We start from the raw sequence: 22,209 nt of genomic DNA on the forward strand, positions 1-22,209 counted from the left end.
GACTCCTCGATCTGAACGCGCTGAGCGGCCACTCGGGATCCGGGTGGCCGCTCAGGCGTTCAGACGTGGTCGGCCGCGCTCACGCGACCGGCCTGCTCAGACGGAACCGAAGTACTCGTCGACGAGGGTCTTCGTGCTGTGGATGTTCTGACGGCTCGACGCACCGAACACCATCGACTCGATGTTCGGCTGAGCGGAGAGCCATTCGATCGCTTCGCGCGGAGGGATCGCCCCTGAGGCGAACACGGACATCGCGACGGCTCGGAACTGACGCTCCTCAAGCACTCGACGGTACTCGCCGAGGCCGCCGGACATGCGGAAACCGATCTTGTTGATGTTCGAGCAGACGATCGGATTGACGATCCCGCTGTCGTCCAGAACGTCGAGGAGCAGCGGCAGGTTCATCGTGATGTACCCCGGCTCCGCGCCGTATCGTGTGCGGACGTGCTCCTCGAAGATCGAGAACGCGTCGCGGAAGCCGAGGCCGAGGAGCAGGTCGACCACGACGTTCTGCAGCCAGATCACGGGAGTGCGCACGCCACGGAACATCGCCATCTCGGCATCGACGAGGAGCGTGATGAGCCCCTCGACGTCCTTCTTCGCGAAGGCCTTGCCGCCGCGGAGCGCCGCATTGACGAGGCCCTCCTCCGGGAGGAACCGCCGGACGGCTCCGAGCATCCCGTTCTCCGTCACCGCGTCGGCGTACTTGTGCGCGTACGGCATGCACGGGTAGAAGGCGAAGTCGGCGTACGTGACCTGGTCGGCGCGGACCCGCTCCGCGATCTGGGCGATGCGGTCGTGCGTCGTGCACATGAAGGTGGTGATGCCCTCGTCGACGGCGACGTCGAGGACGTCCATCACGGCATCGAGGTCCTGGAACCGCATCGCCTGAGCGCGCGCCTTCTCCTCGGACATGTGGTTGACGCCGAAGAACTGGTTGTCTCCGAACAGGAGCCTGGGCATCCGGACCGCGGCGTCCTCGGCGGCGGTCGTCTGCTGCACGTTCACGCCTTGCGCCATGAGAAGCCCTTCTTCGCAGCCGGCTTGACCGGTGCGGTTGCTGTTGCGGCGCGCGTCGACGGTCCGGCCGCCGCGTCGATGGTGAGGAGTTCGAGGACGCGGTCCGTCGCGGCTGCGCTGCTGAATGAGTTGGTGCCCTCGACGGCGCCGTCTGCGACGCGGTGCACGAAGTGGTCGAGCTGGGCGCTGTACTCCTCGCCGCGCAGGTAGTACCAGACCTCCTCCGTCAGCTCGGTCGTGTACTTCACGTTCCACCCCGGTGCATAGCCGTCGATCTCGGGGGCGGTGTCGCGCAGATACACCTGGCACTCCTGACGGTCCGCGTGGATCCGGCCGGCGGTGCCGGTGATCGTGATCATCGTCGTCATCTTGCGGAACGACTCGTCAGACCAGTTGACCGACAACTGCGCACTGACGTTGCCGTCGAAGAAGAGCGTCGAGAACACCTCGTCCTCGGTGTGCTCGGAGAAGACGCTGCCGAGCACGGTGCCTCCCACGCCGATCGGCTCACCCGCGTACCAGGTGAGCAGGTCGACCGGATGCGCCGCATAGTCGTACAGGCACCCGCCGCCTTCGTTGCGGTTGCTCCGCCAGGTCGATCCGCGGGACTTGAGGACGACCGGGCCGTACGCCTCCGCCTGGATGTGGGTGACCCGGCCGATCGCGCCGAGATCGAGGAGACGCTTCACCTCGCGGAACGCCCCCACGAACCGGTTGTGGTACCCGACCTGGGTGACCACACCCCGCTCCGCCGCGAGAGCCGCGAGCTCATCCGAGTCGGCCGAGCTGAGGCTCAACGGCTTCTCGCAGAAGATGTGGAGACCCCGTTCGATGACGGCTTTGACCATGGGCGCGTGGAACTTCGTCGGCGTCGCGACGATGACCGCGTCGAGCTCGACCGCTTCCAGCATCGCTTCGACGGACGGGAACGTCCGCAGCCCCGTGTACTTCGACAGGACGTCGAGGATGAAACCCGTCGAATCGACCACAGCATCCACGCTCACCCCCGGGTGGGCTTTGATCATCGCGAGATGGGACAGTCCCATCTTGCCGAGACCGATGACCCCGACCCGGACGCGCTCGCCCTGCCAGTCCTTCGTGCTTCGTGCGGCTGCTTCGGCCGGCGCGGTGACGGTTTCAGACACGTGCGACATCAACTCCTCCAACGTAACTGTGCAGGACGGACTCGTACGCTCCCGCGACGTGCTCCCACGTGAATTCCTCGGCATGGCGTGCCGTGCTCGAGGCGGACAGTGCTTCCCGACGTTCCGGGCGCTCGAGCAACTCCGTGATCCGCGCGTCGGCGTCCTGGACCGTGCTGAAGTAGAGGGCTCCGTCGCCCACGACCCATCGGTTGTAGACGTTGTCGTGCGCGATGACGGCGTTGCCGGCGGCCATGGCCTCGACGAGCGACGGATTCGTCCCGCCGACGGTGTGGCCGTGCAGGTACCCGAGGGAATGGAATCGGAGGGCGGCCAGGTCGGTCGGATCGTAGACGGGGCCCACGAACTCGACCTCGTCGCTGGCCGCGTCGACGACCTGCCGGTGGTAGTCGTCGGCCTCGGGTGTGTACGTACCGAACACGGCGAGCTTGACGCCGCGTCGCTTGGAGGAGAACGCCTGAACGAGTTCGAGGATGGAGTTCTCTGGAATGGGCCGACAGATGAGCGTCAGGTAGCCGCCCGGTTCGAGGCCCAGATCCGCCACCGGTTGGATCGCAGCAGACTCGACGAGGTGCGCACCGTAGGTGATCGTCGTGAGCTTGGACCGCTTCGCCTTCTTCGCGAGGTACCGCTCGATCTCGGGGTGATCGGCGATGAGGCGGTTGCCGACCCAGCAGGCGATCCGCTCGTTCACGTACAGGATCGACTGCTTCATGAAGCCCCATCGCGCGCGCGACCACTCGATGCCGTCCATGTTGATGACGTTCGGGATGCCCTTCACACGCTGGATGACGTTGAATACCGCAGTGTTGTATCCGAACGTGAGGCACACATCGCGGAACCGCGAAGCATGTCGGATGGATTTGAGGTCGAAGAGCGACGTGCCCTTCCATCCGTCCGGGCCGACCGGGATCGTGACGCGCTCGATGCCGCGCCAGACGTCTTCGACGATCTCCCCCGAACCGTCCGACTGGCAGTACACGATGACACGCCAGCCGTGCTCGTGGAGATAGACGGCGATGTTCTCGGCGGCCGTCTCGAAGCCGCCGTATGCGGCCGGGATGCCGTGGGTGCCGAGGATGCGGACGACGGGGCGACCGGAATCGTCGAACTGATCCGTCCCCATGCGCCCGCCCTCCTCGACCTCCACATGGTCGATCCAGTCGGAACGTTCGGGCGTTCCCTGGACCTTCGACACGGGAAACGCTCGGGACATTTCCTGTGGAGTGGTCAGTAGTTTATCGCTGGAATGGGGGTCGCATGGGGGGTTCCATACCCCCAAAAACAGGGTGATTCCGGGAGCAGGTCAGCCTCACCGGACGGGAAGCCCGAGCCGCTCCAGCTGACGGACGAATGCGACGGCGGCGGCTTCTGCCGTCGCAAGCGTCTCGGCGTGACGGCGGGGCGTCGCGTTGTGTCCGTCGAAGATGTCCATGGGGTGCTGGGGGGTCGTCCGCGCGGCGGCCCCTGGCACGAGTCTGCTCCAGAGCGATCGTTGGGTCTCCGGATATCGCGCGTACCCCCGACGCGATGCGGCGAGGGCGCGCAGGGTCACGAGCGAACTCCTGTCTGGTCGCTGCAGGACATCGGAGCTGCGCACTGCGTCGGCGTCGAGCGTTCCGAGGAGCGCCTCCGCTTCGCGGAGGGTGAACGCCTTCGACGAGGCGAGCGGAGAACTCGCGACCACTGCGGCCCGCTGTGCCCGCTCGGCTGTGAGCACGAGGTCTGCCGCGGTGATTCTGGACAGGGTCGCGGCCTGCGAGCGATGGGGACCGCTGTGCACTCCATACCGGTCGGCGAGGATCTCGGACGCCTCCTCGCATCCCCGCATCCCCGCTTGGGCGCCTGTGCCTGCGCTCACGACCTGGACGTCCGCCCAGGCCGTGCGCGCGAGCTCCGACCGGATCACTCCGGCGATGAGGACGGATCTGCACACATTCGCGTGGCAGACGACGAGGATGCGACCGGGCTCTTCGCTCGACGACCCCTTGGTCGCGCCGCCCTCAGCTGGAGCCGCTTCGTTGGGTTCCTGCGCCATGTCACTCCTTCGGATCGGGGCTCAGAACGCGGCGAGCTCGGAGGTCTCTCGTCACGTACCAGAAGTTCGGGACGACCTGGCAGAGTGCGACCGCGATCGCCGAGCCGATGATCGGCCCGGCCGCGCCCAGGACCCCGATGAGCAGCCAGGACAGTCCGAGGTTCAACGGGACCATGATCACGATGGGCAGGACCTGGAACCGCAGTCCACGGGCGTCGGTCATGTACATGCCGAGCGGATACTTGGCCGACTGCATCGCGACGAAGACCACGAAGCCGACGAGCAGCCACACGTCGAGCTGGATCTTGCCGGCGGAGACGAACCCGGTGATCCACGGCGAGACGACCGCGAGTGCGCCCGCAACGGCGAGGCCGCCGCCGAGGAACCACATGACGGACTTCATCGGCGACACGATGGCTCCGTCCGCTCGCGCCTTCGCGAAGAACGGCCAGAGTGCGACGCCGGCGGCCGCGATGGTCTGCAGCACGAGTCCGAACAGCTGCATCGCGAGGTTGTACTGGGCGAGCTCATCGCCCCTCGTGAGGTGGCTGAGGAGGATCCGGTCCGTCTGCATCGCGATGGGCAGAGCCACCATCTGGGCGAGCATCGGCCAGGCCAGCCCCAACGCAGGCACGCCCTTCACCGATCGGATGCGCGGCACGTCTCTGATCGCGCGCGAGATCTGCGGCCGCAGCGCTCGTGCGGCGAGGATGAGGCAGAAGAGGGAGGCGATGCCGCTGGCGACCGCGGAGATGACGGCCAGGTAGCCGCCGACCGGGAGCGAGAGTGTGACGGCCAGGCCGACGCTCAGCAGGATGAGCGGGGACACCACGGACTGGGCCGCGACCTGTGTGCTCGCGCGCTTCAGCCCCACGAGCACTCGGGCGCCGACGGAGAACGGAAGGGCCAGTCCGAAGACCGCGAGGCAGAGGAACGCGGCGAGGTTTCCCTCATCCCCCTGCACGCCCGCACCGAGGAGCACGGGCCACCAGTCGAACCAGGTGATGAGGCCGGAGACGAGGATGAGGATGAGGCCGGCGACGATCAGGATCCGCAGCGCCGTCATGATCGACCGGCGGACGAGTTGATCCTGCTTCGGATCGTTGGAACCCGCCACGGCGTTGATGACGACCGCCGCCATGCCGAGGTCGGCGAACGGAAGCAGACTGGGGAGCGACGTCAGAAGACCGTACTGCGCGTAATCGTCCGTTCCGAAGTGCTGGATGATGAGGCGCGTCGTGATGAGACCGAGGATGCCGGACACACCCATGACGCCGACCTTCACGATCGCCGTGGATCCGACTGATCCGAGCATCCCCGTGTTCTTGCGGGTCCCGGCCGCCACCCGGCTCACGATGCGCTCCCGACGAGGAGCCAGTCCTCGGCCGCCCGTCGTCCGTCCACCGGAGGAAGCGTGGCGAGGACCGCGGACGGTTCGCGACCGTTGGACAGCGCGTCGATGACCGCCTCCGCGATCGCCTGCGGCGTCGTCGAGCCGTTGATCACCCGATGACCATTCGCTTCGAGCCAGGGGGCCAGGCCCGTCTGGTCGGTCGTGACGACGAGGCAGCCGCTCGCGAGCGCTTCGACGATCGGCAGTCCGACCTGTTCGCGCCACCCGCGGAAGGGCTGTGAAGGGAGCACCAGCACGCGTGCACGCGCGAGATCTTCCGTGATCGTGGAACGTGGCGGGTCGATGGCGACGTCGATCGACGCGTCGGCCGATGCGGCCTCGATCGCCCTGCTCTCCAGCTCGCCCTTCCCGTCGATTCGGAGTCTGGCCTCTGGCATCCGTTCCAGCACGTACGGCCACGCGTCGAGGACGAGGTCGAACCCCTTCCGTTCGCCGAGCGCTCCGAGGAAGAGCACGAGCGACCGGTCCTTGGCGTGCGTCTCGGATCCCTCCGCGCGGGGCAACGCTTCGATGAGACGCGCGTCCCCGACGGGTGTCCCGAAGACGTCCCGGTAGAGGTTCTTCGCCTGTTCGGTGCCGAACACGATGCGATCGAGACGATGCCAGACGAGGCGCGCAGCGACGAACTGCAGTCGTCGCTTGAGGCGTGAGCGCGCGTTCGCCGGTCGCGGGGCTGAGCGTGGCGGCGCATTCTCGATCGCGTATGTGACGACTGTCGTCCTCTCTGCAGGGGATCCCCGGAGGATCCGCCGCAGACGTGATCCAAGCAGCGCTGCGGCCGTGCGGGGCATGGCGGAGAGTTGCAGGGGTTCGTTCACTTCCAGGACGTCGACGTCGGTGCGGAGGAAGTAGCGGAATGCTCCCAGAACGCCTGCTCGCCTCACCTCGAGCGATGCGGCGAGCGCAGCATCGAAGTCGTACCTGGTCCGTTCGTAGAGGATCACGGAGGGCGACGAGGCCGTCGAAGCCGCGGCTCGCTCGAGGTGCGCGGTTCGGACCACTTCGTAGAGCTGGACGTGCTTCCGACGTGCCGGTGCATCAACCGGAGGCACGTCGACCGAGGGAACGTTCATCCGCGGGCCGGACCCCTCCGCCCGACCTGTTCGTCGACGATCTCGCAGAGCCCTCACGGCGAGACGGTCGCCGTCGAGCAGGCCGCGTGCGGCGGCGAGAAGCGCCCCAGGACCGGACGCGGTCAGGAACTGCCGTCGGCCTCCCTGCAGGAGGATCTCCCACGCCACGGCCGGAGCGGTGCGTCGCCAGGCCCGGATGCGGTCCTCATCGAGGAGGAGCGCCGCGAAGCGCATGCGGTTGCGGACGTTGTACTCGTAGTAGAGATTCGACTTCGCGGTCCCGGAGCGGACAGTGCCGCCATGGGATTGGGTGCCGCCTTCGTCGTGCACGACCTCGACCGTGTCGTCCACGGCGACGGTCCCGCCGACGTCCTGCACACGAGCGGAGAAGTCCACGTCCTCCCAGTACATGAAGTAGTCCGGGTGGAACCCGCCGACGCGGGTCCAGAGTTCGAGTCCGATGAGAAGGCACGCTCCGCTCAACCAGGTGCGGTACGGGCGACCGGCCAGCGACGCGCGATTCCGCAGCGAACGGATCCGGCCGTCGTCGAGTGTGAGATCCGCACCCTGGAACCACACCGTGCCGTCTGGGCGGACGATGCGTGGTGCGAGGAGCTCGAGCGGTTCGCGATCGTGCCGCTCGAGCAACGCGGCTGCGCCGTCCGTCGTGATGACGGCGTCAGGGTTGATGAGCAGGAAGACTGTGCAGCCGAGCTCCGAGGCGCGGGCCACGCCGAGGTTCATCCCGCCGCCGAAACCGACGTTCGTCGCCGGCAGTACGAGTTCCCAGCCGTGCGGAGCGGCGCGCTCCACGAGTGCAGCCCGTTCGGCATCGGAGTGGAAGCTGTCGACCACGACGACTCGGGCGCCGAGAGCGTCCACATCGAGATCGCGAAGGTTCTGTTGGATGAGCGCAGAGGACCCGAAATTGACGACGACGATGCCGAGCCGGGTCGTTCCGTCGTCGCTCATCATCGGGTCACTTCGTTGCTGCGGCGCGCTCGGCAGCGCGCTCTTCTGCTCGTTCAGCACGCTCCGCAGATCGCTCGGCGACGTGTGCGTGGGTGTGCGCCTGGTACTCGTAGCGTTCACCCGTGGCGTGCTTCACCTTGTTCAAGACCACGCCCAGCACCTTGGCGCCCGACTTGGCGAGCGAATCGAGGGTCTCCGAGAGCTGAGCACGACGGACCTGGGTCGTGTCGGCCACGATGACCGTCCCGTCCACCAGCTGGGAGAGGATCGAGGCGTCCGCCACCGAGAGCACCGGCGCGGAGTCGATGATCACGACGTCGTACCGTTCCACGAGTCGCTCGACGAGGCGGGCCATCGCCGTCGAGGACAGCAGCTCGCTCGGGTTCGGTGGAATCGTGCCGGCGGGGAGCACATGGAGCCCTGGTACGGCCCACTGCTGGATGACGGCGTCGAGGTCGGCGTCTTCGACGAGTACCGTCGTGAGGCCGCCGGCGCCTTCGAGCTGGGTGTACTCCGCGATCATCGGTCGCCGAAGATCCGCGTCGACGACGATCACCTTGGGGTAGGTCTCCGCGAGCGTCAACGCCAGGTTGATAGCGACCGTCGACTTCCCCTCGCCTGCGATGGACGACGTGACGACGACGCTGAGCCGCTTCTTCGACATCGCGACGAACTGCAGACTCGAACGCAACTGGCGGAACGCCTCCGCCGTGGGACCGCGCGGGTCGTCGAGCATCGCCAGACCGTCGCGTTCACGCTTCGACAGTCGATCGAGTCGGCCCAGCAGCGGTGCTGACGAGATCGCGGCGAGCGATTCGGGAGTGCGCACCCGGTTGTCGATGAGCTCCCGCAGCAGGATGATCAAGAGCCCGGCGACGAAACCGATGAGCGCGCCGAGCACGACGTTCTTGGGCTTGTCCGGAGACGACTGGTACTGGGGCACGACTGCGGCGTCGATCGTCGTCGCGGACACCGTCGTCTTGCCCTGGGCGTCGCGTGGCGCGATCGCTTCGACGGACTTCACGAGTTGATCGGCGACACCGTTCGCGATGTCGGCCGCTACCTGCCCGGACCGGTCGGTGACGACGACGTTCAGGATCACCGTGTTCTGCGGCGTCGTGACCGTCACCCGCCGACCCAGCTGCGTCGCGTTCTTGTCCAGGCCGAGATCGTCGATCACCGGGTCGAGGACCATCGCGGACGTCGCGAGCTGCGCGAACGACAGCATCTGGTTCTGGGTGTACGTCGAGCCCTGGTTCAGGTCCGAGGCGGAGTTCCCCTGGCTGAGCGAGAAGTACAGCGACGCGGTCGACGAGAACACGGGTGTCGCGAGCAGCGACAGCCCTCCCGCCACTCCGGCGCCGAGCAGTGTTGCGGCGACCAGCAGATACCATCCGCGTTTCACCAATTGCAGGTAGTCACGAGCCCCCATGGACGCCGGCCTCTATTCCCCTTGTGACCGCTTCGGGTTGCGGTTCGACGGATGTTGATTCTGTCATACGAGTGTTGTTCTGTTGGGTCTGCGGATCCTGCCCGGATCGCAGTGCGTAGGCCGTGACGGAGACCCCGAACACGAACCAGAAGAGCATCGAGTACTGGGTGATGAGCGCCACCGTCATGAGAGCTGGGATCTGAGCGATCACGCCGACCAGCGGTGCGTTGCCGCGGCCGCGGAGGAGCACGATCACGCCCGCGACGAGCAGCGCGAGAGCGAGCACGAGTGGCAGGAGGCCGTACGTGAGCCCGAAGAGGATCAGCGCGCTGTCGATCGAGTGGAACGATCCGAAGTACACGTCACCATTGGGCAGGCGGGTCATCGACGGTGAGACCCCGATGACGTTCATGTCAGCCACGAGGGACACGAGGTCTCCGCGGTAGTCCGCGCTTCCCACCGCTTCATCGCCCGCTGCGGTGAACACGTCGCCGACGAACGGCAAGATGGCAGCGGAGATGGCGGCGATGACGCCGACGACGAGCAGCTTCGCCTTGAGCGACATGATGCCGCGCACGAAGACGAGCGACCCGATGATCGAGAGGGCTGCGCAGATCATGCCGGCCCTGCTGAAGGTGAGGACGGTCGCGAGCAGCATCACCCCGACCATGCCGAGTCTGATCCAGAGCCGGAAGCCGTTCACCAGCACCATCGGCATGACGAGCGCGAGTGACGCACCGAGCGCGATCGAGTGCCCGAACGCGCCCTCCGCTCGGACGATGCCGCCCCGCTCCTGCAGCGTCCCCCACACCTGGTAGAGGAAGCTGTTGCCGGCGGAGATCTGCACGAAGGGGTTCCAGTGCATGACGAACTCGAGGATCGCGAGCACCGCAACGACCGAGAAGACGATGCTCACCGCACGGTAGAGCCACACGAGCCCCACGCGGAGGGCGACAGCACGGCCGAGCACATACCCTGCCGTCCAGGTGAACACGAGCACGAAGCCGGCGTCGATCGTCACGGATTTCAGCACGAGTGAGACCACGTACAGGCCGTTGAGCGCGATGATCACGACGTCGACGGTGCCGATCCTCCACCCAGGGACCGGGAGCAGCGCAAGGATCACGCCGAGCCCCGCGAGTGCGGCCGGAGGCCAGTACGGACCGATGTTGAGGCCCAGCCAGACGGGCACGAAGCACACGGCGACGAGCCAGACCACGGCCGCGACTCTCGCGTTGCGCCTGAGCAGAAGGAAGACGACAGCAGCGAGCACGACACCGAGCCCGACCAGCAGGTACCGGTCGAGTGCAGGTGCTTCGAGCGTCGGCATGCGTCGCTCCTCAGTAACCGTCGGATCCACGGGGTGCCGGGCCCTCGCCCGTCACGTGCAAGCAGCCTAGCCCTACCGCACTCGTGAAGGCGCGATGTTCATTCCCCACCACGTTCGCTAGTTGGGCTTGCGTGCGAGGAAGGCGTCGAGGACGACGGTGACCGGTTCGGTCGCGGTGCCCCCGAGGTACGTCTCGACGCCGACAGCACCGGCGGCCTGGAGGGCTGCCGTCGTGTCGGTGGCCGTGACCTGCCATGCGGTCGGCTCCGTGGAGCCCACCTTCCAGACCTTCGCGTTCAGGGTCGTCGGGTTGGTGCCGACGGCCTGGAACTTCACGGTGAAGACGTCGCCGGGGGCGTACGCGAGCCCGGCCGGAACGACCTGCTGGAGCAGGGTCGCGCCGTGCATGAGCTGCAGCACCACCACACCCGTGGGACGGACCCACAGGCGCGCCCGGTAGTCGTCGGTGCCGACTCGACGGGCGATGAGCGATTCGTACACGCCCGATCCGGTGATGTTCGAGGCGAAGGACACGTTCCCGGAGAGCTCGACGTCGGTGGCCGAGACTCCCGCGAGCAGGGCGCGTCGCGTTCCTCCCGACGGGGTCGCGGCCTGGCCGGTGCCTGCAGCGACGGTGAACGCCGCGTTGCCGCCGCTCAGCGTCCAGGCGCCACCGGTGTCGGCGGTGCCCCAGCCTGCGGTGACGGCCCGCTCGAACGTGTCTGCTCCAAGAGTCGTGGTCGCCGGAGGATCGACGGGCGGCACGACCGGTGCGGTGACCGTGACGCTCCGGGTGGTCTGCGCCGTGGCTCCCGCGTTGTCGGTCACCGTCAGCGTCACCGTGTAGGTGCCCGCCGTCGTGTACGTGTGCGACGCAGTCGCACCGGTGCCCGTCCCGCTGTCGCCGAAGTCCCAGCCATAGGACGCGATCGTTCCGTCCGGATCCGTCGAGGTCGAGCCATCCACGCTGAGCGCGAGGTCGGTCGCCGTGGCGGTGAATGCGGCTGTCGGCGGGACGTTGGGCGGCGGTGCCGTCACCGTGACCTGCTTCGTGGCCGTTCCTGTCGCTCCCGCGTTGTCCGTCACCGTCAGTGTGACCGTGTAGGTACCGGGGTTCGTGTAGGCGTGGGATGCCGTGGCACCGGTAGCGGTCGCACCATCGCCGAAGGCCCAACCGTAGGAGGCGATCGTGCCGTCGGGGTCGACCGAGGCCGAACCGTCGACGGAGACCGTCAGATTGCTGTTCGAGGCGGCGAACGAGGCCGTCGGGCCGACGTTCGCCGGAGCGGTCGGGACGACGAGCGGGCCGTCGACCGGTGCTCGGCCGAGGAAGTCGTCGACGCCGACGACGACGGACTTCGTCGCCGTTCCACCCAGGTAGGTCTCGAAGCCGACGGCTCCGGCGCCCTGCAGGGCGGCGGTCGTGTCCGTGCTCGTCACCTGCCACGTCGTGGGTTCCGTCGATCCGACCTTCCAGGCGCGCGCCTTGACGGTCGTCGGGTTCGATCCGGTCACCTGGACGCGGAGCGTGTATTTGTCGCCCGTCGTGTACGTCACACCCGGCAGCACGAGCTGCTGGAGGACGGTCCCGCCGTGCATGGTCTGGAGCACGACGCTGCCGTTCGCACGGACCCACAGGCGCCCGCGGTAGTCATCGGTGCCGACTCGTCTGGCGATCGCCGAAGCGTAGACGCCCGTTCCGGTGATCTCACTGAAACTGAACGTCGCTGCGACTTCGGAGTCCGTGCCGGTCGCTGCGCCGAGGATTCCGCGTCGCGTCGCTCCAGCAGGAGTATCCACCGATGCTTTGCCGCCTCCGACGGAGAACGGAGCGTTTCCGCCCGACAGCGACCATGCGCCGCCGGTCTCTGCGGACCCGAGGCCGGCCGTCACGCTGCGTTCGAAACGGTCCTGGGCGAAGACGGGCGGAGCCGGCGGAGCCGTCACCGTGATCGTCTTCGTCGCCGTGCCGGTCGCTCCCGAGTTGTCGGTGACCGTCAGCGTTGCGACGTAGCTGCCCGTCGCGGGGTAGCTGTGCTGCACCGTCGCCCCGATGCCGTTCGCGCCGTCGCCGAACGCCCAGGCGTAGGAGACGATGCTGCCGTCCGGATCGGTCGACGCTGAGCCGTCGAAGGAGACGTTCAGATCGGTGGCCGTGGTGGTGAACGATGCGACCGGTGGCACGAGCACCGGCGCGCTGACGGTCACCGTGTGCGTGACGGTCGCGGTGGCTCCGCGGTTGTCCGTGACGGTGAGCGTCACGTCGTAGTTCCCGGCCGCCGTGTAGGTGTGGCTCGAGGTCGCCCCGGTGCCGCCCTGCCCGTCTCCGTAGCTCCAGGCATAGGCCGTGATCGTCCCGTCCGGGTCGACTGACGTCGTCGCGTCCGTGTTGAGCGTCAGGTTGTTCGCCGTCGTGGTGAATGCGGCTGTCGGGACGACGTTCGCTGCGAGGACCGTGACAGGGTGCTGCACCGTCGCCGTGGCGCCGTCGTCATCGGTCACGGTCAGGGTGACCGTGTAGTCGCCGGACGCCGCGTACGGGTGCGTCGGTGTTGCACCGGTGCCAGTGGTTCCGTCGCCGAAGTCCCAAGCGTAGGAGGACACGACGCCGTCGCTGTCGCTCGAGCCCGTGGCGTCGAAGGCGACCGAGAGGTCCGTGGCGTGCGAGGTGAACGCTGCCGTCGGCGCCTGGTTCGGCACATTGCCGGAGCCGATGACGTAGTGCTGGTTGACCTGCGCAGGAGTGAGCGCCTTGTCGTAGACCGCGACCTCATCGAGCTTGCCGGTGTAGAACGGCGCGGTGCCGCCCCAGGTGGTGTCTCCGCCGATCCGCCAGTAGCCCGTGTAGTTCTGGGCTTGGGTCGTCGCGTTCGTTCCGACCAGTGCACCGTCGACGTACAGCTTGAGGCCGTCCGACGACTGGCTCGCGACGACCTGGTGCCAGGCCCCGTCGTTGTACGCGTTCGGAGTCGTGATCGTGTTCGTCTGCCCCGTGTAGGTGCCGAACGTCAGTCGCCCGTCGTTCTCGAGGTAGACGTGCCGGTCGTAACTGCTGGACGTGCCGGTCGGTTGAGCACCGAATCCGATCAGTTTGCCGCCGTTGTGCGTCGTCGTCTGGAACCACAGCTCCACGGAGTACGCCTCAGGGTCGGTGAACGTCTTGGTGCTCGCCACACCCGCTTCAGTCCAGTTGCCGTTATTGTTCACCGGAGCGAACGTGGCTGCCTTGTCCGGGTTGCCGCTGAGGGCGCCTGTGGCCCCCTTCGTGACGTTGCCCGTGTACGTGCCGGGGTTCTCGTTGGGTCCGGAGTCGACGGCGGTCGAGCCGCTCGCATCGTTCAAGCGCCAGTAGAGCGTGGGATCGAGGTTGTAGACGGAAGCGCCGTACGTGTCGGTCGGAGCCGCCGGGATGGGCGAGGTGCGTCCGGAGGCGACGTAGTGGTTGATCACGGCGGTGCGGTCGAGCACGGTCGGGTAGACCGCGACGTCGTCGATGTCACCGTTGAAGTAGTTGCTCGACGGCTGGTTCGGCCATCCTCCGATGTTGTCGCCGCCGACCCGCCAGTAGCCGGTGTACGCCTGCCCGGTCGTCACATCGGTCCGCGATCCGACGACCTTGCCGTCGACGTAGAGCTTCATGCCGCCGGAGCCGAGCGAAGCCACGACGTGGTGCCACTGGCCGTCGTTGTAGGCGCTGCTCGAGTTCACGGTCTGCGTGCTACCCGGGTAGACGCCGAAGAGGATCTTGCCCGAGTTGTCCATGTAGACGTGGCGGTCGTAGCTGCCGGAGTTCCCGGTAGCAGAGCTGCCGAAGCCGAGGATCTTGCCGCCGGACGTGGTCGTCGTCTTGATCCATGCTTCAGCGGTGAAGGTGTCGGGGGCCGCTGCCGCTGTTCCGGTCGTCACTCCGAATCCTGTGTCCGTGCCGGAGAACGTCGATGCTGTGGTCGAGGATCCGACCATCGCGCCGGGAGCGCCGCGGGTCACGCCTGCTCCGAGGGAGAGGTCGTTCGCACCCGCCCAGTCGAGGGCGCTGGAGCCGCTGGGTTCACCGAGCGGCCAGTAGGAATTCGGGTTGTCGTTGAGGACCGCGAGCGTGTACGGATCTGTCGGCGTCGAGGACGCGACGGAGGTGACGGAGGCGCTGTCGACGAAGTTGCCGAGCGGGTCCGTGACGCGCACGCGGTAGGTGTAGCTCTGCCCCGCTGTCAGTCCGCGGTCGGTGTACGACATGTTCGGCAACGTCCAGAAGTTCGACTTCTGATGCTTCACGTACACCGGGGTAGCGGTCGCACCGTTCCGGATCACGGAGTAGGTGAGGTTCTCGTTGTCGCGGTCCCAGTTGGCGGGCCAGGCGACGCGCACCGCGCCGGCTCCGAGAGCCGTGGCCTTGATCTGGTAGTTCGCGCCGCTCAATCGCGGCTTGTCGAGATTGGGGGCGATGCTCTTGACCGCGAACCGGGTGAGGCCCTGCTGGAAGACGCCGTTGATGGCACGGAATTCGCCGCCGACGACGACGTACTTGTCGTTGCCCGTGATGTTCCAGCCCGCCTGTCCCTGACCCGTGTAGGTGCCCTGCACGAACTCGGGGAACCAGTGCTCAAGCTTCGGCGCCGGCTGACCGGGGTGGTCGGGGTATCCGTAGATGTCACCGGTGTTGACGCCGAGTGCCGCCTTGCTGAACGCGAGCGAGTAGTGCTGTGTCCACGGGTCGGTCTGCGGGAACGCGCCGATGTTGCCGCAGTAGTGGGCGTGGCTCACCGTGTAGACGACGTCGCCCATCGGGTAGGAGTCGTAGGTGTCACCGTGGCAGTCGGCGACCCAGTTCATCGATCCGTCGGACCATTTGCCGGAGAAGGTTCCCTCCAGGTTGCCGCCGGCGCCGAACACGTACCCGGTCCCATAGAAGTTCGTGCCGTCCGAGGACAGGCTGTACACGGCGGCGTTGTTGCCACCGTTGCGGACGAAGTTGTTCACGCCGAACGGGGTGATGAGCGCTGCGGTGACCGAGTCGACGGCCGCGAGCCCGTAGCCGGGGTTGCTCGAACCGTTGAGCGTCGTGAACGCTCCGCCGAGGACGACCTGGTGTCCGTCAGGCGAAACCTGCAGAGCAGTGACGTAGTTGTCGGTCTGCGGCGCCCAGGGCAGGACGCTCGCGTCGCTTGCTTTGAGTGCTGCGGCGCGTGAGCGGGTGACCCCGTTGACCGACTGGAAGTAGCCGCCTGCGTACAGGGTGTCGTTCGTCGCCGCGAGTCCGCGGACCGTCGAGCCCATGACGGGACGGAACGACATGATGCGTGCGCCCGTCGCCGTGCTGAACGCTGCGATCCGGTAGGCGGAGACGCCGTCGATGCTCGTGAAGTCGCCACCGACGTAGATCCTCGACCCGTCGGGCGACGCGACAATCGTGCGTGCCTGAGCGTTCAGGCTCGGTGCGAAGGATGAGATCAGGTTGCCCGTGGTGATGTCGTACGCGAGGAGGTTGTTGCGCGTGACGGTGTTGACACCCGCCGCGGAACCGTACGGCCTCGCGGTCGTGAAGCTGCCGGCAACGTAGACCGTGTTGCCGACGACGACCTGTGACCAGGCGACCCCGTCGATCTGCGCCGTCGGGAGCGCGTCCGAGGACACGGTCGTCGGCGTGGTCGGTTCCGCTGGCGCGGTGTCGGCGAGCGCCGGCTGTGTGCCGGTGAACACGGCGGCGAGGAGCGCCACGACGACACCGATGCCGACGATCGGTCCGCGGCTGCTGCGACGCGGCTGTGCGTCGTCTCGCTCGGTGGGGAGGCCGGAGGCTTCGGCTGCGCGGCGGACGGGCGGGACTGCCGCTGCCACGGGAGCACGGTTTGATCGGGACATGTTCGCTCGAGTTCTGATCGCTGGTCGGGTCGGTGCAATCGTTCGAGGACCCAACCGTCAGCGGCGCATCTCGTGAATTCGGGTCACGTGAGCGGGTACGGCGAAACGGAGAATTGGCCCCTCAGCCGAAAGTATAGGGAGGAAGGGCCGCAGAACCGAGGGGTCTGAACCCCCCAGTTCGAGCGTCATTGCTGTGGCGCGGAACCCGTGAAGACGGCTGCGGGAACGCCTGCACGGTAGTCGATCGTGGCGGTCAACGTCTCGCGATCGGCCGGCGCGACGGCGAACACGAAGGTCGCCGTTCCGGAGGCGCCCGCGTCCGCTTTCGCGGGGAACAGGGTGACACCGGGCCCGCTGAGGGGCACCAAGGGGGTCATCCCCTCGCCGGAGAACAGGTTCACCTGGATGGTGTCGAGCGGGATGGCGGCGCCGGATCCGTTCTTCACCGTGACGTCGAACTGGACCGCGGGGCCGGCGATCTCGCCAGCACCTTTGGCTTCGCCTTCGACGGCGCGGAACTCGCTGATGCTCACGGTGACGCCCTGCTCCACGGTGACGTCGTCGCCGATCGGCGCGGCCGTCTGCTGAGGGAGCGCGGCCGTCGGAGCCACGGCGGGCGCACTCGTCGACACGGAGGCCGGGCCGCGCGTCTGGCCGCCCGAGTTCACGACGACGATCGTCACCACGACGGCGATGATCACGAGGATCGCGACGATGACGGCGATCAGCACGTTGCGGCGCCGGTGGTTCGGCTCCCGGGTGACCTCGGGTTGCTCAGCACTCATCGCCGCTCCTCACCGTGCATGCATCGAGCGAACCGACGGCCGCTCCGATGTCCTACGATCATAGCCACGGGCCGATCGGCGGGGACTCCCCCGAAGAGGTCGCCCGCAGCGCCGCCCAACCCGAACGGGCCCGGCGCGATGCCGCTCCCGACCGCTCGACGACAAGGACCCCGCTGTGGCACACGGCTTCACGATCCTCCAATCGGTGCCGAAGCCGCGCCCGACGACGAACCCGTACAACATCATGCTGCTCGACGCGATCCGCGCCGTCCCCGGAGTGACGTTGCTCGATTTCTCGTGGCGCACGGCGCTGATCGGGCGGTACGACGCGTTCCACGCGCATTGGCCGGAGATCCTGGTGGACGGCCACACACCCCTCAAGAAATTCGCTCGTCAGCTGTGCTTCGTCCTGTTCCTCCTTCGACTGACGATCACGCGGACACCGATCATCCGCACGCTGCACAACATCGGCCTCCCCTCTGGCATCTCACGTCGAGAACGTTGGCTGCTCACTTGGTTCGAACGCAGGACCACGCTCGTCATCACGCTCAACGAATCGACACCTGTGCCGCAGGGGGCCGAGTCGGTACTGATCCCGCACGGCCATTACCGCGACTGGTACGCGCGGTTCCCGCGTGAGGCAGTCATCGACGGAAGGTTCGGCTACTTCGGCATGGTGCGTCGGTACAAGGGCGTGGAGCAGCTCGTCGAGGCGTTCACCGCGCTCCCCCGCACCGGCGAATCGTACAGTCTGCGCGTCGGTGGGCGCCCGTCGAGCACCGAACTCGCCGAGACCATCCGTGGCCTCGGCGACGGGGACGGCCGGATCGGTTTCACGTTCGACTTCCTGGAGCCGTCGGAACTCGTCGCCCTCGCCACGGCATCCGAACTCGTCGTCCTCCCGTACCGGTTCATGCACAACTCGGGCGGCATCCTCACGGCGCTGTCGCTCGGCCGCCCGGTGCTCGCGCCGGACAACGACGTCAACCGTGCTCTCGCCGCCGAAGTCGGTGACGGATGGGTGCACGGATTCACCGGTGATCTCGACGCCTCCGACCTGATTCGTGCCCTCGACGCGGTTCGCTCCGATCCTGCCCGCCCCCTTCCCGACCTCAGCGGGCGGGACTGGGACGTGATGGGAGCGGCCCACGTCGCCGCATTCCGCCGGGCGCGGGCGATCCTCCGCGGCGACGGCGACCGCTTCGCTGAAGGAGATCGACGATGACGACGAGCCTTGCCATCGGGGTACTCACCTTCCGCAGGCCCGAGCAGATCGCCGAGACCATTCCGCTCATCCTCGAACACCTCGACCACGTCACGGCGGATCCGTCATTCGACGTCGAGCCGTTCGTCATCGTTGTGGACAACGATCCAGCGGCCTCGGCACGAAGCGTCGTCGAGGCGTGGCCGGATGCACGGGTGCACTATGCGGTCGAGGCGAAACCCGGCATCGCCGCGGCGCGCAACCGAGTGCTCGACGAAGCAGCTCAGGCTGACGTCCTCGTGTTCATCGACGACGACGAGCGCCCCGAACCCGACTGGCTCGCGGCGCTGCTTCGAGTGTGGGCTGACACCGGCGCGGCCGCCGTCATGGGCCGGGTCACCTCCGTGTTCGAAACGGAACCGGAGCCGTGGGTCGCGGCGGGCGAGTTCTTCAAGCGTCGCCGGATGCCGAGCGGCACGCAGATCACCGTCGCCGCGGCCGGAAACCTCCTCCTCGATCTCAGTCAAGTCCGGACGTTGGGCGTTCGCTTCGACGAAGGGATCGGTTTGAGTGCGGGCGAGGACACTCTGTTCAGCCACCGTCTCGTCCGCGCCGGAGGCCGGATCGTCTGGTGCGAGGAGTCCAACGCCCTCGACCTGGTGCCCGCATCGCGAGTCACGCGCACATGGGTGCTGGACCGCGCGCGGAGTCACGGGAACACGTCGGTCGTCGTGCAACTGGCACTCGCTACGACTCGACGCGAACGTGTGGTCGCACGTGTGCGCGGCGCGGTCGCGGGCATGACGCGCGCAGTGGCCGGGCGGTGCCGGTGGCTCATCGGTGTCGTCACGCGATCGCATCGGCACCAGGCGCGTGGCCTGCGCACGGAACGACGCGGACGGGGCATGCTCCTCGCAGCGTTCGGCGGCGTCGTCCGGGAGTACGCGCGCCCCACCGACTGAGCCGTTTTCACGAGCGGTGAAGCGTCGTCCCCCTCATGGGTGCCCCTCGAAAGTGGACTGCTTCCAGCGCCCTGCCCGCTCCTATGCTCGCAGGTGGCTCACGGATGCGCCGAACCACCCTCCATGAGGCGATGAAACGGGGCGATGACCGATGGATGCACGAAGCGAACTCAGCGTGGCCTCACGGCCCACGGGCCGCGTCGGATACGCCGCAGGAGCCTTCGACCTCTTCCACGTCGGCCACCTCAACATCCTGAAGCACGCGAAGAGCGCCTGCGACTACCTCATCGCCGGCGTCGTCTCCGATGAACTGCTCCGCACGCGCAAGCGCATCCAGCCGGTCATCCCGCTGTCGGAGCGGCTCGAGATCGTCCGCCACATCGGCTTCGTCGACGAAGCCGTCGAGGAGACGTGGGACGACAAGCTCCAGGCGTGGGAAGCGCTCCGCTTCGACATCTTCTTCAAGGGCGACGACTGGCGCGGCACCCCGGAGGGGAACCGACTTGAAGCCGAGTTCGCGAAGGTCGGCGTCGAGGTCGTCTACTTCCCGTACACGATGAGCACGTCGAGCACGTCGCTCCGGCGTGCACTCGTCCTGCTCGAGGAGCAGCGCGAGTACGAGGTGGCCGCGCAGGCCTGACGCTCCGCTCACCGAGCATCGCTCGGTCCCTGAGCCTGCCGAAGTGCATCCGGTGGTCGAGCATCACTCGCTCACCGCGCCCCCGGTCACTGAGCCTGTCGAAGTGCCCCGGCTCCCGACCGACGCTCGCTACCGCTTCGCGAAGCGGTCTGTCGCCTCGATGAGCGCCGACAGGATCCCTGGTTCGTCAAAGGCGTGACCCGCGTCCGGGATGATGTTCAGTTCCGCTTCCGGCCACGCCTTGTGCAGGTCCCACGCGGTGAACGCCGGCGTGCACACGTCGTACCGGCCCTGCACGATGACACCGGGGATGTCGGCGAGCCTGCCGGCATCGCGGATCAGCTGCTCGGGCTCGAACCAGCCCTTGTTCGTGAAGAAGTGGTTCTCGATGCGGGCGAACGCGACCGCGAACTGCGGATCCGTGAACCTCGCGACCGTCTCCGGCTGCGGCAGGAGCGTGATCGTCGAGGACTCCCACGTCGACCACGCGAGCGCGGCCGGTTCGTGGACCGCGGGATCGACGTCGAACAGGCGACGGTGGTACGCCTCGATCAGACGACGGCGCTCGGCCACCGGGATCGGCGCGAGGTAGCCCTCCCACAGGTCGGGGAACAGCGCTGAGGCGCCGCCTTCGTAGAACCAGTCGAGCTCGGCGTCGCGCAGGGTGAAGATGCCGCGCAGGACGAGTTCGGTCACCCGCTTCGGGTGCTTCTCGGCGTACGCGAGTGCGAGGGTGCTCCCCCACGAGCCGCCGAACACCATCCACCGCTTGATGCCGAGCGATTTGCGGAGCGCCTCGATGTCGGCGACGAGGTGCCAGGTCGTGTTCGTGCTGAGGTCGGCGTCCGGGGCGCTGGCGTGCGGCGTGCTCTTGCCGCAGCCGCGCTGGTCGAGGAGGACGATGCGGTACCGCTTCGGGTTGAACAGGCGGCGGTGGACGGGGCTCGTGGCGCCTCCTGGACCGCCGTGGAGGAACACGACCGGCTTGCCGTCCGGGTTGCCGGAGGCCTCCCAGTAGATCGACTGGCCGTCGCCAACGTCGAGCATGCCGGTCTCGTACGGTTCGGTCTCGGGGTACAGCTCAGCCATCAGTGCTCTTCCTCTCCACGTCGGCGAGGATCCGCCGACTCGGTGCACGTCAAGCTTGACGTGTCACGCAACCTTTTGGGGACAACGACCCGCACCGACCCGCCGTCCTCGGTCCCTGGGCCCGTCGAAGCGCCCGGTCCCTGAGCCTCGCACCGGTCCCTGAGTCTCGCACCGGTCCCTGAGCCTCGCTCCGGTCCCTGAGCCTCGCTCCGGTCCCTGAGCCTGTCGAAGGGCAGAACGCCCACTGCTCAGAACTGCGACGCCGGAACCGAGAAGGTGTCGCACGATCCCGGTCCGCCGTTGTACCCGGCCATGAACCACTTCTGCCGTTGCTCGCTCGACCCATGGGTCCACGATTCCGGGTTCACCTGTCCGCCGGACGCCTGTTGGATGCGATCGTCGCCAACGGCCGCCGCCGCGCTCAACGCATCGCGGATCTGCGCATCGGTCACGGGCTTCAGGAACCGCACGCCCTTGGGATCGGTCGTGTCGGATGCCGCGGCGACCCACGCGCCGGCGAAGCAGTCTGCTTGCACCTCAATGCGGACGGAATCCGACGCCGGCCCTGTCCCCTGGCGGTTCGCCTTGTCCATGATCCCGCTGATCTGCTGGATGTGGTGGCCCCACTCGTGGGCGACGACGTACAGTTCGGCGAGCGGACCGCCGGACGAGCCGAAGCGGTTGCGAAGCTCGTCGTAGAAGCTCGTGTCGATGTAGATCGTCGCGTCGGGCGGGCAGTAGAACGGACCTGTCGCGCTCGATGCCGCACCGCACGCGGTGTTCGTCTGGCCCTCGAAGATGATGAAGTCCGACGGCGCGGTGTACGTGCCGCCGAGTGCGGGGAGCTCGCCCGCCCAGTACGTGTCGAGCGACTCGTAGGCGCCACCCATGAGGCAGTCGACGTTCGCGTTGGCATCGGCTCCGGTCTTGCATGTGTCGGAGAGGTTGGTCTCCTCGCCGATCTGCTGCGTGCTGTTGCCGCCGCCGAGGATACCGGTCAGATCGACGCCGAGCAGTTGCGAGATCAGGGCGATCGCGATGAGCCCGACGGCTCCGCCGCCTACGGCGATGCCCGTCGTCCGCCCTCGGCGCTTGACCTTGTTGCCGCTGATGTCGGCGTTGTCGTTGAACGTCACCCTCGCACCCTATCGCCCCGTCCTTCAGCCCGCGAGGGGTCGCAAATGGCGGGTGCGAGCCGCTAGGACCCGCCATTTGCGACCCCTCGCGG

15 protein-coding genes are annotated in these 22,209 nt (G+C 67.4%); 3 read left to right on the forward strand and 12 right to left on the reverse strand.

Annotation, left to right across the window (positions count from 1 at the left end):
- Positions 1–96: 96 nt before the first annotated feature.
- The 10 genes from ACQ3HB_RS03830 to ACQ3HB_RS03875 form a co-directional block, all read right to left on the reverse strand.
- Positions 97–1,020 carry a hypothetical protein gene (locus ACQ3HB_RS03830; RefSeq protein ID WP_430917905.1) on the reverse strand — a complete coding sequence of 308 codons (924 nt, stop codon included), beginning with the start codon at positions 1,018–1,020 and terminating at the stop codon, positions 97–99.
- On the reverse strand, positions 1,005–2,165 hold the full coding sequence (locus ACQ3HB_RS03835; protein ID WP_430917908.1) for a Gfo/Idh/MocA family protein: 1,161 nt from the start codon (positions 2,163–2,165) through the stop codon (positions 1,005–1,007). The genes ACQ3HB_RS03830 and ACQ3HB_RS03835 overlap by 16 nt, the downstream gene beginning before the upstream one ends.
- Entirely contained in the window at positions 2,158–3,381 is a 1,224-nt protein-coding gene (locus ACQ3HB_RS03840; protein ID WP_430917910.1) for a DUF1972 domain-containing protein, read from the reverse strand. Before ACQ3HB_RS03840 ends, ACQ3HB_RS03835 begins: the two co-directional genes overlap by 8 nt.
- A gap of 114 nt (positions 3,382–3,495) precedes the next feature.
- Positions 3,496–4,221, reverse strand: coding sequence for an arsenate reductase/protein-tyrosine-phosphatase family protein (locus ACQ3HB_RS03845; RefSeq protein WP_430917912.1), 726 nt, complete (start codon positions 4,219–4,221; stop codon positions 3,496–3,498).
- Position 4,222: 1 nt separating this feature from the next.
- The gene (locus ACQ3HB_RS03850; protein ID WP_430917914.1) at positions 4,223–5,536 is read right to left on the reverse strand and encodes a lipopolysaccharide biosynthesis protein; all 1,314 of its coding nucleotides are present in this window, start codon (positions 5,534–5,536) and stop codon (positions 4,223–4,225) included.
- A gap of 35 nt (positions 5,537–5,571) precedes the next feature.
- Positions 5,572–7,680, reverse strand: coding sequence for a glycosyltransferase (locus ACQ3HB_RS03855; RefSeq protein ID WP_430917916.1), 2,109 nt, complete (start codon positions 7,678–7,680; stop codon positions 5,572–5,574).
- A 7-nt stretch (positions 7,681–7,687) separates the two neighbouring features.
- The gene (locus ACQ3HB_RS03860; protein WP_430917917.1) at positions 7,688–9,112 is read right to left on the reverse strand and encodes a tyrosine-protein kinase domain-containing protein; all 1,425 of its coding nucleotides are present in this window, start codon (positions 9,110–9,112) and stop codon (positions 7,688–7,690) included.
- The gene (locus ACQ3HB_RS03865; RefSeq protein ID WP_430917919.1) at positions 9,099–10,442 is read right to left on the reverse strand and encodes a hypothetical protein; all 1,344 of its coding nucleotides are present in this window, start codon (positions 10,440–10,442) and stop codon (positions 9,099–9,101) included. The genes ACQ3HB_RS03860 and ACQ3HB_RS03865 overlap by 14 nt, the downstream gene beginning before the upstream one ends.
- A gap of 117 nt (positions 10,443–10,559) precedes the next feature.
- Positions 10,560–16,277 carry a PKD domain-containing protein gene (locus ACQ3HB_RS03870; RefSeq protein WP_430917920.1) on the reverse strand — a complete coding sequence of 1,906 codons (5,718 nt, stop codon included), beginning with the start codon at positions 16,275–16,277 and terminating at the stop codon, positions 10,560–10,562.
- 209 nt (positions 16,278–16,486) lie between these two features.
- Positions 16,487–17,086 (reverse strand): hypothetical protein, encoded by a 600-nt coding sequence (locus ACQ3HB_RS03875; RefSeq protein ID WP_430917922.1) that lies wholly within the window; start codon positions 17,084–17,086, stop codon positions 16,487–16,489.
- Positions 17,087–17,261: 175 nt separating this feature from the next.
- Here ACQ3HB_RS03875 and ACQ3HB_RS03880 point away from each other — a divergent pair, with 175 nt between their 5' ends.
- The 3 genes from ACQ3HB_RS03880 (at position 17,262) to ACQ3HB_RS03890 (ending at position 19,892) form a co-directional block, all read left to right on the forward strand.
- On the forward strand, positions 17,262–18,311 hold the full coding sequence (locus ACQ3HB_RS03880) for a glycosyltransferase (RefSeq protein WP_430917924.1): 1,050 nt from the start codon (positions 17,262–17,264) through the stop codon (positions 18,309–18,311).
- A complete protein-coding gene (locus tag ACQ3HB_RS03885) occupies positions 18,308–19,252 on the forward strand; it encodes a glycosyltransferase family 2 protein (protein ID WP_430917926.1) in 945 nt (314 codons plus the stop codon). Before ACQ3HB_RS03880 ends, ACQ3HB_RS03885 begins: the two co-directional genes overlap by 4 nt.
- Positions 19,253–19,427: 175 nt before the next feature.
- Positions 19,428–19,892: an FAD synthase family protein gene (locus ACQ3HB_RS03890; RefSeq protein ID WP_430917927.1), complete on the forward strand. Its 465-nt coding sequence runs from the start codon at positions 19,428–19,430 to the stop codon at positions 19,890–19,892.
- Positions 19,893–20,021: 129 nt separating this feature from the next.
- Here the strand turns inward: ACQ3HB_RS03890 and pip are convergent, their stop codons facing one another.
- Both pip and ypfJ read right to left on the reverse strand, forming a co-directional pair.
- The gene (gene pip / locus ACQ3HB_RS03895) at positions 20,022–20,981 is read right to left on the reverse strand and encodes a prolyl aminopeptidase (RefSeq protein ID WP_430917929.1); all 960 of its coding nucleotides are present in this window, start codon (positions 20,979–20,981) and stop codon (positions 20,022–20,024) included.
- Between the two features lie 248 nt (positions 20,982–21,229).
- Positions 21,230–22,117 (reverse strand): KPN_02809 family neutral zinc metallopeptidase, encoded by an 888-nt coding sequence (ypfJ, locus tag ACQ3HB_RS03900; protein WP_430917931.1) that lies wholly within the window; start codon positions 22,115–22,117, stop codon positions 21,230–21,232.
- Positions 22,118–22,209: the final 92 nt, after the last annotated feature.

Origin of the sequence: Plantibacter lichenum, assembly GCF_050587525.1 — a bacterium.
Taxonomy (GTDB): domain Bacteria; phylum Actinomycetota; class Actinomycetes; order Actinomycetales; family Microbacteriaceae; genus Plantibacter.

Excerpts from the sequence above, each read along its gene's own strand:
- ACQ3HB_RS03830 (WP_430917905.1), bottom strand. The coding sequence starts at position 1,020 with ATGGCGCAAGGCGTGAACGTGCAGCAGACGACCGCCGCCGAGGACGCC.
- ACQ3HB_RS03845 (WP_430917912.1), bottom strand. The coding sequence starts at position 4,221 with ATGGCGCAGGAACCCAACGAAGCGGCTCCAGCTGAGGGCGGCGCGACC.
- ACQ3HB_RS03850 (WP_430917914.1), bottom strand. The coding sequence starts at position 5,536 with ATGCTCGGATCAGTCGGATCCACGGCGATCGTGAAGGTCGGCGTCATG.
- ACQ3HB_RS03855 (WP_430917916.1), bottom strand. The coding sequence starts at position 7,680 with ATGAGCGACGACGGAACGACCCGGCTCGGCATCGTCGTCGTCAATTTC.
- ACQ3HB_RS03860 (WP_430917917.1), bottom strand. The coding sequence starts at position 9,112 with ATGGGGGCTCGTGACTACCTGCAATTGGTGAAACGCGGATGGTATCTG.
- ACQ3HB_RS03865 (WP_430917919.1), bottom strand. The coding sequence starts at position 10,442 with ATGCCGACGCTCGAAGCACCTGCACTCGACCGGTACCTGCTGGTCGGG.
- ACQ3HB_RS03875 (WP_430917922.1), bottom strand. The coding sequence starts at position 17,086 with ATGAGTGCTGAGCAACCCGAGGTCACCCGGGAGCCGAACCACCGGCGC.
- ACQ3HB_RS03885 (WP_430917926.1), top strand. The coding sequence starts at position 18,308 with ATGACGACGAGCCTTGCCATCGGGGTACTCACCTTCCGCAGGCCCGAG.
- pip (WP_430917929.1), bottom strand. The coding sequence starts at position 20,981 with ATGGCTGAGCTGTACCCCGAGACCGAACCGTACGAGACCGGCATGCTC.